We start from the raw sequence: 11,556 nt of genomic DNA on the forward strand, positions 1-11,556 counted from the left end.
GCTGTCCTTTATGCGAAATCTTTAGCCCATGCTTCGCTCACGCGGAGGGGGTTTTTGCCTTGGCGACAACGGACTCGCGCATGATCCGTGGGTCGGCTCCAGTCGGCGGAGATCAAGTCCTGTGGTGACACAGTTGTCCCATCTCGTAAGCGGGTGCCCCCCGGACCAATGAGCGGCTGGCGAACAGCCCCGTTACACGCCGCTCGTTTCGGCGCGATACTGTCTCCTGAACTTGTCGCGAAACCGCGATTGTCTCTTCCGGCGCTGAGCCGATGCTAACGAAGCCGGCCTCCTGATGCCGGCCTGGCGTTGACGACCCGAGGACCACTTCATGACCAACGACACGCCATTTTCCGGCAGCTACGAGCGTCCGCAAGCGCAGGGTCTGTTCGACCCGAACTTCGAGCGAGATGCTTGCGGCGTGGGCTTCATCGCCAACCTCAAGGGCGAGAAATCGCATCGCGTGATCGCGGATGCGCTGTCCATGCTGTGCAACCTCGAGCATCGCGGCGCGGTGGGCGCGGATCCGCTGGCTGGAGACGGCGCCGGCATCCTGATCCAGATCCCGCATGAGTTCCTCAAGGAAGACTGCCAGAGACTCGGATTCAAGCTTCCGGAAGCGCGCGACTATGCGCTCGGACATCTGTTCCTGCCGCAGGACGAGCGGCTGAGCGCCCATTGCCAGCGCGTGTGGGAGCGCATCCTGAGAGAAGAGGAGCTCGAGCTTCTCGGCTGGCGCCCGGTGCCGATCGACAATTCGAGCCTGTCGGACATGGTGCGCGAGAGCGAACCGCAGCAGATGCAGGTGTTTATCGCGAAGCCGAAGGGCATGAACGAAGCCGAGTTCGAGCGGCGCCTCTACCTCGTGCGCAAGATCGTCTCGAACGCGATCCACAATGCCTACAAGGGCCGCGACATCGGCCACTACACGGTGAGCCTGTCGACGCGCACCGTCATCTACAAGGGCATGTTCCTCTCCTATCAGGTGGGCGTCTATTACAAGGATCTCCTGGATCCGCGCTCCGTCTCGGCGATGGCGCTCGTGCATCAGCGCTTCTCGACCAATACGTTCCCGTCGTGGAAGCTCGCCCATCCGTTCCGCATGGTCGCGCACAACGGCGAAATCAACACCTTGCGCGGCAACGTCAACTGGATGGCCGCACGCCAGGCGTCCGTCTCGTCACCGCTGTTCGGCGACGACATCGAGAAGCTGTGGCCAATCTCCTACGAAGGCCAGTCCGACACGGCCTGCTTCGACAACGCGCTCGAATTCCTGACGATGGGCGGCTACAGCCTCTCGCACGCGGCCATGATGCTGATCCCGGAAGCGTGGGCCGGTAACCCGCAGATGGATGCCAAGCGGCGCGCCTTCTACGAATATCATGCCTGCCTCATGGAGCCGTGGGACGGCCCGGCGGCAATGGCTTTCACGGACGGCCGCCAGATCGGCGCCACGCTCGACCGCAACGGGCTTCGGCCAGCGCGCTACATCGTCACCAAGGACGACATGGTGATCATGAGCTCCGAGGCCGGCGTGCTCAAGGTTCCCGAGGACATGATCGTCAAGAAGTGGCGTCTGCAGCCGGGCAAGATGCTGCTGATCGACCTCGAGAAGGGCCGCATCATCTCGGACGAGGAGCTCAAGGCGGAAATCAGCGCCAAGAATCCCTATGAGACGTGGGTGAAGCGGACGCAGATCATGGTGTCGGATCTGCCGCTCTCGAAGCGGAAGACCGCGCCCCATCGCAGCAACGTTGCGCTGCTCGATCTGCAGCAGGCGTTCGGCTACACGCAGGAGAGCCTCAAGTTCCTGATGGCGCCGATGGGTGCCCGGGGTGAGGAAGCCATCGGCTCGATGGGCAACGATACGCCGCTTTCGGCGCTGTCGTCGAAGTCCAAGCTGCTGCACACCTACTTCAAGCAGAACTTCGCGCAGGTCACGAACCCGCCGATCGACAGCATCCGCGAAGAGCTGGTGATGAGCCTCGTGTCGTTCATCGGACCGCGGCCGAACCTCCTCGACCTCGAAGGAACATCAAAGGTCAAGCGGCTCGAAGTTACGCAGCCGATCCTCACCAACGAGGATCTTGAGCGCGTCCGGCAGATCGGCGAAGTGAAGGACAACCACTTCGCATCGATCACCATCGACATCACCTACCCGGTCGAAAAGGGCCCCGGCGGCATGGCGCCGGCCGTCGACGTGGTGTGCGCAGAGGCCGAGGAGGCCGTGCGCTCGCAGGGCTACAACATCATCATCCTGTCCGACCGCCGCACGGGGCCCGATCGCATTCCGATCCCGGCGCTGCTCGCGACCTCGGCCGTGCATCATCACCTGATCCGGCAGGGCCTGCGCACGTCCGTCGGTCTCGTCATCGAGACAGGCGAAGCGCACGAGGTGCATCAGTTCTGCACGCTCGCGGGCTATGGCGCGGAGGCGATCAACCCCTATCTCGCGTTCGATACGCTGGCCGGCATGGCGCCCGAACTCGGCGCCGATCTCTCGGCGGAGGATGTTACCAAGAAGTACATCAAGGCCGTCGGCAAGGCGCTGCTCAAGGTCATGGCCAAGATGGGCATCTCGACCTACCAGTCCTATTGCGGCGCGCAGATCTTCGATGCCGTCGGCCTGCGCTCCACGTTCGTGCGGAAGTACTTCACCGGCACGCACACGCCCGTCGAAGGCGTCGGCCTGCGCGAGGTCGCGCGCGAGACGTTCGACCGCCACGCGGCGGCGTTCGGCAATGCGCCGGTGCTCGCCAATGCGCTCGACGTCGGCGGCGAGTATGCTTACCGCGTGCGCGGCGAAGCGCACGTCTGGCGCCCGAACGTCGTGGCCGACCTGCAGCACGCAGTTCGCTCGACCGACAACGCCGACGCGATGGCCGGCAAGATCCCGCAGAAGTATCGCGATTTCTCGAAGGCGATCGACGAGCAGTCGGAGCAGCTGTTGACGCTGCGCGGCATGTTCCGCATCCGCTCCGCCGAAGGCATGGGCCGCAAGCCGGTTCCGCTGGAGGAGGTCGAACCTGCGTCCGAGATCGTGAAGCGGTTCGCGACCGGCGCCATGAGCTTCGGCTCGATCTCGCGCGAAGCCCACACCACACTCGCGATCGCGATGAACCGCATCGGCGGCAAGTCCAACACCGGCGAAGGCGGCGAGGAAGCGGATCGCTTCAAGCCGCTGCCGAACGGGGACAGCATGCGCTCGGCGATCAAGCAGATCGCGTCGGGCCGGTTCGGCGTCACCACCGAGTATCTCGTCAACTCGGACATGATGCAGATCAAGATGGCGCAGGGCGCGAAGCCCGGCGAAGGCGGACAGCTGCCCGGCCACAAGGTGGACGCCACGATCGCCAAGGTGCGCCACTCGACGCCGGGTGTCGGCCTCATCTCGCCGCCGCCGCATCACGACATCTACTCGATCGAGGATCTGGCGCAGCTCATCTTCGATCTCAAGAACACCAATCCGGACGGCAAGGTTTCGGTCAAGCTAGTGTCGGAAGTGGGCGTCGGCACGGTTGCCGCGGGCGTCGCCAAGGCGCGCGCCGATCACGTCACGATTTCCGGATACGAGGGCGGCACCGGCGCCTCGCCGCTGACCTCTCTCAAGCACGCGGGAAGCCCGTGGGAGTTCGGCCTCGCCGAGACGCACCAGACGCTCGTCATCAATCGCCTGCGCGGCCGCATCGCGGTGCAGGTCGACGGTGGCCTTCGCACGGGCCGCGACGTCGTCGTCGGCGCTCTGCTCGGCGCGGACGAGTTCGGCTTCGCGACTGCGCCGCTCATCGCGGCCGGCTGCATCATGATGCGCAAGTGCCACCTCAACACCTGCCCGGTCGGCGTCGCGACGCAGGATCCGGTTCTGCGCGCACGCTTCACGGGCGAGCCCGAACACGTCATCAACTACTTCTTCTTCGTCGCCGAGGAAGTGCGCGAGATCATGGCGCAGATGGGCTATCGCACGTTCAGCGACATGGTCGGGCAGACCGATTGGCTGGACAAGGATCGCGCGATCAACCACTGGAAGGCGCGCGGCATCGACTTCTCAAAGGTGTTCCACCGGCCGCATGCCCCCAAGGGCGTTTCGATCCATCACTGCGAGGAGCAGAACCACGGCCTCGAAAAGGTGCTCGACAACGAGCTGATCAAGGTTGCCCTGCCGGCGCTTGAGCAGAAGAAGCCGGTCAAGCACGAGTTCGCGATCAAGAACACCGATCGCACGACCGGCACCATGCTGGCCGGGCAGATCGCGAAGCGCTACGGACACGCGGGCCTGCCGGAAGACACGATCTGGCTTACCTTCAAGGGGACCGCCGGACAAAGCTTCGGCGCCTGGGCGACGCGCGGCCTTACGCTCGATCTCGTGGGTGAAGGCAACGACTACGTCGGCAAGGGGCTTTCGGGCGGCAAGATCATCGTGCGGCCGAGCCCGGCATCGGGGATCGTTCCGGAAGAGAGCATCATCGTCGGCAACACCGTGATGTACGGCGCGATCACGGGCGAGTGCTATTTCCGCGGCGTCGCGGGCGAGCGCTTTGCCGTTCGCAACTCCGGCGCCTATGCGGTGGTCGAGGGGACGGGCGATCACGGCTGCGAATACATGACGGGCGGCGTCGTCGTCGTGCTCGGACAGACCGGGCGCAACTTCGCGGCCGGCATGTCGGGCGGTGTCGCCTACGTGCTCGACGAGACGGGCGATCTCGAAAGCCGTCTCAACAAGGAGATGGTGGAGATCGAAACGCTCGCGGGCGACGCGGCGCTGATCGACAAGCTCGCCAAGAGCGGCAGCGATCAAGTGACGAGCGCACTCGCCGACGTCATGCTCGACATGCGTGAGCAGGATCTTGAGCGCCTGCATGCGCTCATCGTTCGCCACGCTCACTACACCAACTCGATCAAGGCGCAGTCGATCCTGGCAAACTGGGGCGCGACGGTGCCGAAGTTCAAGAAGGTCATGCCGTCCGAGTACCGCCGCGCGCTGACCGAGCTCGCGAAGGCAAAGGCCGCTGCTTCGAACGTTCGAGTCCAGGCATAACGTTATTTCTGCCTCTCCTCTGGAGAGACACTTGATGGAAAGAAGAGTCGACGATGGGAAAACCGACCGGATTTCTTGAGTTCGAGCGCGCGGACCGCAAGTACGAGCCGGCGGAAACGCGCGTGAAGCACTGGCACGAGTTCGTCGTTCCGCTCGCCGGGTCGGACGCCAAGACGCAGGCTGCGCGCTGCATGGATTGCGGCATCCCGTATTGTCACAACGGGTGCCCGGTCAACAATCAGATCCCGGACTGGAACGACCTCGTCTATCGCGACGACTGGAAGACGGCGTCGGAGAACCTGCACTCGACCAACAACTTCCCGGAGGTCACGGGGCGGATCTGCCCGGCGCCGTGCGAAGCGGCCTGCACGCTCAACATCGACGACGTACCCGTCACCATCAAATCCATCGAAGTCTCGATCGCCGATCGCGCGTTCGAGCAGGGCTGGATCGCGCCGCGGCCTGCCGAGACGAAAACCGGCAAGAAGGTCGCGATCGTGGGATCAGGCCCCGCGGGCCTTGCGGCGGCCCAGCAGCTCGCGCGCGCAGGCCATGACGTGCATGTCTACGAGAAGAGCGCGCGTCCCGGCGGCCTGCTCGTGTACGGCATTCCCGACTTCAAGATGGAAAAGCAGATCATCGCGCGCCGTCAGGCCCAGATGGAAGCCGAAGGCGTGGTGTTCCACTGCAACGTGACTGTCGGCACCGACGTGAAAACCAGCGAACTCGAAGCCAAGTACGATGCGGTGCTGCTGGCGATGGGCTCGGAGACGCCGTTCGATTTCTTCGCGAAGTCGCCGGGACGTGATCTCGACGGCCTTCACTACGCCATGGATTTCCTGACCCAGCAGAACCGGCGCGTCGCAGGCGAGCCGCAGCTTCCGGGCACCAAGGAGATTTCGGCGAAGGGCAAGCACGTCATCGTCATCGGTGGTGGCGACACCGGCTCCGACTGCATCGGCACGTCGATCCGGCAGGGCGCGAAGTCGGTGACGCAGCTCGAAATTATGCCGAAGCCGCCGGTCAAGGAGGACAAAGCTCTGTCGTGGCCGAACTGGCCGCTGAAGCTTCGCATCTCGACCTCGCAGGCCGAAGGCGCACAAGTCGAATATTCGGTTTCGACGACTGGCTTCTCCGGCGAGGGCGGCCGCGTGAAGAAGCTCAACTACGTGCAGGTCGACGGCAAGCTTGCACCGATCCCCGGAACGGACGCCTCGCTCGATGCGGACCTCGTGCTGTTCGCGATGGGCTTCTCGGGCCCGACCGACGGCGGCGTGCTGTCGGGCTTCGGTCTCGAGCCGGTGGCGCGCGGCCGCTTCAAGGGGCTCGACGCAACCGAGCGCGACTACAAGCTTTCGGGTGGCGGCAAGGTGTTTGCGGCCGGCGACGTTCGTCGCGGGCAATCGCTCGTCGTGTGGGCGATCCGCGAAGGCCGCCAGGCCGCAAGCTCCATCGACAAGTTCCTGATGGGCAAGACCACGCTGCCGCGGTAGCGCGTTCGGCTGCAAAATTTCCCGCGCTTTTATATGGCGCGTCGTCCGTTCTTATCCCTCCGTCACGCTGACGGAGGGATTTTTGTTTTGGCAAGCCTCTTCGAGGAAAGTGCTTCGCAGGCTTGAGCAGCGCTGGACACAGGCTTTGAGTTGGATCAGCTTGGTTGAAGAGGTTCGCCTCTACTCTTGATCCGGGACGTGACGATCCCCAGCTCCTTCTATGGGGGTCGTTAAAACCAAGTTGCCTCCACTACCCACCTACTTGGCCAACCAACTGGGAAAGCACATGAACACTCCTCTCGAGATCGCTTTCAAAGGGCTCGACAAGAGCCCGGCCATCGAAACCAAAATCACGGAGCGTGCCGCCAGACTTGAGAAACACTTCGACCGCATGACCCACTGCCGGGTCGTGGTTGCTGCCCCGCACAAGCATTCGCACAAGGGCAAAACCTATGAGATCAAGATCGACATCGGAATTCCGGGCGGCGCGCCGCTGATCGTGACGCATGAATCCGCCGTCGGACAGGCGCAGGAAGATCTCAAGATCGCGCTGCGCGATGCGTTCGACGCCGCAGACCGCCGCCTCACCGAACTGGTGGAGAAAAAGAACGGCGCCGCACGTGCCGAGCGCGGCCGTCGCAAGCCAGCCAAACTCATCGACGGCAGCGACGACGACTGAGAGTTCATCGCGCGACGACACTCCAACAAGCAACGAGAGCCAGGAACGTGATCGCCTCACTTTGAGGCGCAATCACGCTCCGGCTTTTGGATCGCGCCGCTGACTTGCGCGAAAGCCGATAGGAGCTTTCGCGATCGGGGCGCTTGTTCACGCCACCGATTCACGCGAAAGCCGATAGGAGCTTTCGCGATCGGGGCGGTTTCTATTCGCGGGATTTGCGGCGTTGCGCGGCGTTGGTCTTGCGCGTCTCGTCCGCCGCCGTCGTTGCGCCGGTCTCGACAGGATCCGCGTCGGGAAGGTAGGCGGCCTCGGGCGGCGGCGCCGGACGCGGCCATGACGTGTCGTCGGCGCGCCCCGCCTTCGGCGGAAGCCGCTCGCCCTTGAACAATACCCTGAAGTAAGGCGCCTGAGACGGCGACAGGCGGCGGCGTCCACCGGACTGAGCAGCGCCACTCGAGAGCGCTACCGTGCTCATCACGGTGAGCCCGCCCGGGATCTGGTCAATAATCGCTTCACCGAGCTGCGAGGGACGATCGGCGCTTTCGCGGCGCGTCACCAGCGCAATCACCGACGCGGGAATGGCCGGGCGCACGATGTCGAGCGTCACGACCTCCTCGCGCCCGCCCTCGCTCACGATGCGCAGGTTGATCTTTCCGTTGTCTGCCTTCTGATCGCCGGCGCCATCGGTCTGGGCCTGCTGCGGCTTAGCCGCACCACTTGCCTCGGGGCCTTTCGCGGGAGCTGCTCCGGGCGCGGCGGGGCCTGTCAGCTTCACGCTTTCCGGATTGATTTTGGCCTGCTCGGATTCATTTCCTTCAAGAGGAATGGTGCGGTCGGCTTTGGCCTGGGTAATGTCACGGCGCAGCTCGCGGTCGACGAAATAGGCGAGCTTGCGGTTGCCCTCCCAGGTGAAGTAGACGCCGTCGCCTGACCGGAGCAGCCTGATCTTGCCGGTAACGTCGGGGCCGTAGGAGCTGTAGCCGCCGTTCTCGTCGGCAAAGCCGGCATAGGTGTCGATGTATTTCGCGCCGTTGAGATACACGCGCTCGCGCAGCAGGCTGTTCATCGTCTGCACGTCCTCGTTCGCATCGTAGCGACGGACGCTCGGCAAGCCGACCCAATAGACGGCGATGTTGCGCTTCTTCAGAAGCTTCAAGAGGCGGTCGCTCCGCGCGGCGTATTCGCGCTTCCAGGCGTCGGTGCCGACCATCACGCGCTTGCCCGTCGCATCGCGCACCGAGACGCGATCCCAGGCGCCCATCATCAGAATCGCGATCTGGGGCGAAGCAGCCTTCAGGTCTTCCTCGAGCCCGACCAGCTTTTCCGCGAAGTCGTTGCGCATCAGGCCGTTGATCGAGAGATGGGTCGTGCGGATGACGACGCGCGGATCCTTCTGGAAGATCTCGAGCGCGCCGCCCAGCAGCCCTTCGGCGAGATCGTCGCCAATCATCACGACGTTATAGGTGTCGCCGGGCGGAAACGGCGTGATGAAGCTCGCGCCGCCGGGATCTTCCTGCGCAAAGCCAGGAGCCGCCGCGGCGAACAGCGCCGCAAGCAGGGCAACGACCGGCAGAATGAAGCGCGCGCGCATGCCTTCCCGAGTGCTTTCGTTTCAAACCCGCGACCCCGTCGGGATCGCTTTTCTGACCGGCCCGTGACTCGCGCAGGGATCATAGGATCTGACGCGGTGACGGTCTACCGCGCGGCGGCTTTTCTTATGTGGTCGAGGACGGTATCGGACGGCCAGCAGTCGACCTTGAGCTTGTTGGTGCGCTCGTAAAGGCCGATCACCTTGCGCGTGTTCGAGCCGACCTTTCCGTCGATCTTCTCGACATCATAGCCCAGCGCCATAAGCCGTTGCTGGATTTCCTCTATATTGCTGGTCTTTTGAGGCCCCGTGCCGCCCCACGGCGTCACGAAATCGCCGCCGCCCGCAATGCGGTCGGCCAGATTGCCAACAAACACCGCGTAGAGATCCGACATGTTGTAGCGGCGGATCACCTTGTAATTTTCGAGTACCAGGAACGACGGGCCGTAACCGCCCGCCGGGCTCATCATGTAAGCGCTGAGCGCCAGTTGCGCCTCGGTCCAGGGACGCCCGTTGGCGCGCTTCAGGCCGAGCTTGGCCCATTCGGAGATCGGGCGTTCCTGAGTCGGGCCTTCAAAACCGCAGTCGGCCTCGCGCGTCAGGATCACTTCGTAACCCCAGGTCTGGCCCGCGACCCAGCCCTTGCCTTTGAGCTGGCTCGCGGCGGATGCCAGCGCGTCAGGGATCGAATTCCAGATGTCGGTCTTGCCGTCGCCGTCGAGATCGTGAGCGTGCTTGAAATATTCGCTCGGCATGAACTGCGTGAGGCCCATCGCACCAGCCCAGGACGCACGCATCAGCGAGCGCGGAACGCCGGACTCCAGCATCTTCAGCGCGGCGATCAGCTCGATGCGGAACAAGTCCTTGCGGCGGCCGAGATAGGCCTGCGTCGCCACTACGTTGATGGCGTCGTGAGGGAGCTTGTGATGGCCGAAAGCGGTCTCGCGGCCCCAGATGGCCAGCACCGAATAGCGATCGACACCCAGCTCGCGCTCGATCTTTTCGAGCGTCGCCTTGTGTTTCGCGGCCAAATCCTTGCCGGTCGTGGCAAGGCGGATCAGGTAGGCGCGATCCAGATACTCGGAAGGGGCGCGCGTGAATTCGGCCTGACCGCGCGCATCGTTCGACGGGCGGCCGGGAAGGTCGAGGTCGGGAAGCTTGAGATCGGGCACGAAGCCCTTGAATGCGGCGTCGAAGGTCTTGCGTGAGACACCAGCCGCCTCGGCGTCCGGCCAGACGCCCTCGATCCAGGCGTCGAGCTTGGCATCGGCGGAAGCCGGTTTCGAAAACGCGGTGAGCGCCACCGCCAAGCCCAGCACGCAGGCGAGAAGCAGCGACCAGGTTGGCGAGGAAACGAGAGGGAGAACGTCAGGCCGTTGGTTCATGCCGCAAACTATACATTCCGCTTTGCCCGGCCGCCTCATCCGGACCAATGGGGCCGGGGCCGTTCGAACCCTTAACCGATCGGCCGAGAGGCCTCCTCCCCGTGTCTGCGATTCGGGGCTTTTTTACGACCCTGGCGGCAACTTCCGCCGTCACCGCCGGCCGCCCGGGCGGTGCAGGCAAGCCCAGGCCGGCCGAGGGGCGGGGCGGAACCCTTTACCCTTCCCGACATTTCTCTCGCGGTTTCGGCCGTCAGCCCCCTGGCGGGCCTTGCCCGATGCCCTCCTGCCGTCGGATATAGGTCGCGTTCCATTATTTCGCCTTCGCAATCGGGCTCATATCCCGCCGATTTCTCTCCCTCCCCGTTCCCCAACCCGGTGCCCTGATGTCCAAACCCAAGCGCATTCGCAAAGCCGTGTTTCCCGTGGCCGGCCTCGGAACCCGATTTCTGCCCGCCACCAAGGCGGTGCCGAAAGAGATGCTGACCGTCGTCGACCGGCCGGTTATTCAGCATGTCGTCAACGAAGCGCGCGAAGCGGGTATCGAGCATTTCGTGTTCGTGACGGGGCGCGGCAAGGCCTGCATCGAGGATCATTTCGATCATCAGTTCGAACTCGAAGCGACGCTCTCCTCGAAGAAGAAAACGCGCGAACTCGAAGACCTGCTCGCGGAGCTGCCGGACGCGGGACGCACCAGCTTCACGCGTCAGCAGGCGCCGCGGGGCCTCGGCCACGCGGTCTGGTGCGCGCGCGACATCGTCGGCGACGAGCCGTTCGCGCTGCTGCTGCCGGACATGCTTCACCACGGCGACAAGCCGTGCCTCGCCGAAATGATCGAGGCTTACGAGCAGACCGGCGGCAACCTCGTTGCAGTCTCGCCGGTGCCGGAAGACCAGACGCATCAATACGGCATCGTCGGCGTCAAGGACGCGAAGGCCAAGGTCAGCCAGATCACCCAGATGGTCGAGAAGCCGCCGAAGGGGACCGCACCTTCGAACCTGCACATCACGGGCCGCTACATTCTCGAGCCTGAAATCTTCCCACTGCTCGCCCGCCAGGAAGCCGGCGCTGGCGGAGAAATTCAGCTCACGGATGCCATGATCACCCTGTCGCAGGACGCCGGCCATCCTTTCCATGCCGTTCGCTTCGACGGCGCCATCTATGACACCGGCTCCAAGATCGGGTTCCTGCTCGCCAATATCGCCTACGGCCTCAAGCGCGACGACCTCGCGCCGCAGCTCCGGGCCGCAATCAAGGACCTCCTCTGAGGCTTCGCCGTCAGGCGCGCGGGGAACTCAGCGGCCCCAAAAAGGCCCCATTCCCCGAGCCTTGGCATCATGTTGCCGGTTTCCGGTCGTATGGGCTTCGGCTATTGTCGG

General features: G+C 64.1%; 6 protein-coding genes. 4 read left to right on the forward strand and 2 right to left on the reverse strand.

Translation table 11 applies throughout. From position 1 onward, the window contains the following. Positions 1-331: 331 nt before the first annotated feature. From gltB to RCO24_RS03940, 3 genes are all read left to right on the forward strand, one after another. On the forward strand, positions 332-5,035 hold the full coding sequence (gene gltB, locus RCO24_RS03930) for a glutamate synthase large subunit (protein ID WP_308960091.1): 4,704 nt from the start codon (positions 332-334) through the stop codon (positions 5,033-5,035). A 53-nt stretch (positions 5,036-5,088) separates the two neighbouring features. After that, the gene (locus RCO24_RS03935; RefSeq protein ID WP_308960092.1) at positions 5,089-6,528 is read left to right on the forward strand and encodes a glutamate synthase subunit beta; all 1,440 of its coding nucleotides are present in this window, start codon (positions 5,089-5,091) and stop codon (positions 6,526-6,528) included. A 286-nt stretch (positions 6,529-6,814) separates the two neighbouring features. Then, positions 6,815-7,207 (forward strand): HPF/RaiA family ribosome-associated protein, encoded by a 393-nt coding sequence (locus tag RCO24_RS03940; RefSeq protein ID WP_308960093.1) that lies wholly within the window; start codon positions 6,815-6,817, stop codon positions 7,205-7,207. Between the two features lie 202 nt (positions 7,208-7,409). On the opposite strand, the gene RCO24_RS03945 is transcribed toward RCO24_RS03940, so the two are convergent. Then, positions 7,410-8,798, reverse strand: a complete 1,389-nt coding sequence (locus RCO24_RS03945) for a DUF459 domain-containing protein (protein ID WP_308960094.1) — start codon at positions 8,796-8,798, stop codon at positions 7,410-7,412. Positions 8,799-8,902: 104 nt separating this feature from the next. Continuing rightward, a complete protein-coding gene (locus RCO24_RS03950; protein WP_308960095.1) occupies positions 8,903-10,180 on the reverse strand; it encodes a lytic murein transglycosylase in 1,278 nt (425 codons plus the stop codon). 383 nt (positions 10,181-10,563) lie between these two features. On the opposite strand from RCO24_RS03950, the gene galU reads away from it, so the two are divergent. Then, entirely contained in the window at positions 10,564-11,445 is an 882-nt protein-coding gene (gene galU / locus RCO24_RS03955) for a UTP--glucose-1-phosphate uridylyltransferase GalU (RefSeq protein ID WP_308960096.1), read from the forward strand. Positions 11,446-11,556: the final 111 nt, after the last annotated feature.

Source organism: Hyphomicrobium sp. LHD-15 (assembly GCF_031157355.1).
GTDB lineage: Bacteria > Pseudomonadota > Alphaproteobacteria > Rhizobiales > Hyphomicrobiaceae > Hyphomicrobium_C.

What these genes read in the sequence shown, in the direction of transcription:
- galU (WP_308960096.1), top strand. Translation starts at nt 10,564, where the DNA reads ATGTCCAAACCCAAGCGCATTCGCAAAGCCGTGTTTCCCGTGGCCGGC.
- RCO24_RS03945 (WP_308960094.1), bottom strand. Translation starts at nt 8,798, where the DNA reads ATGCGCGCGCGCTTCATTCTGCCGGTCGTTGCCCTGCTTGCGGCGCTG.
- RCO24_RS03950 (WP_308960095.1), bottom strand. Translation starts at nt 10,180, where the DNA reads ATGAACCAACGGCCTGACGTTCTCCCTCTCGTTTCCTCGCCAACCTGG.
- RCO24_RS03940 (WP_308960093.1), top strand. Translation starts at nt 6,815, where the DNA reads ATGAACACTCCTCTCGAGATCGCTTTCAAAGGGCTCGACAAGAGCCCG.
- gltB (WP_308960091.1), top strand. Translation starts at nt 332, where the DNA reads ATGACCAACGACACGCCATTTTCCGGCAGCTACGAGCGTCCGCAAGCG.
- RCO24_RS03935 (WP_308960092.1), top strand. Translation starts at nt 5,089, where the DNA reads ATGGGAAAACCGACCGGATTTCTTGAGTTCGAGCGCGCGGACCGCAAG.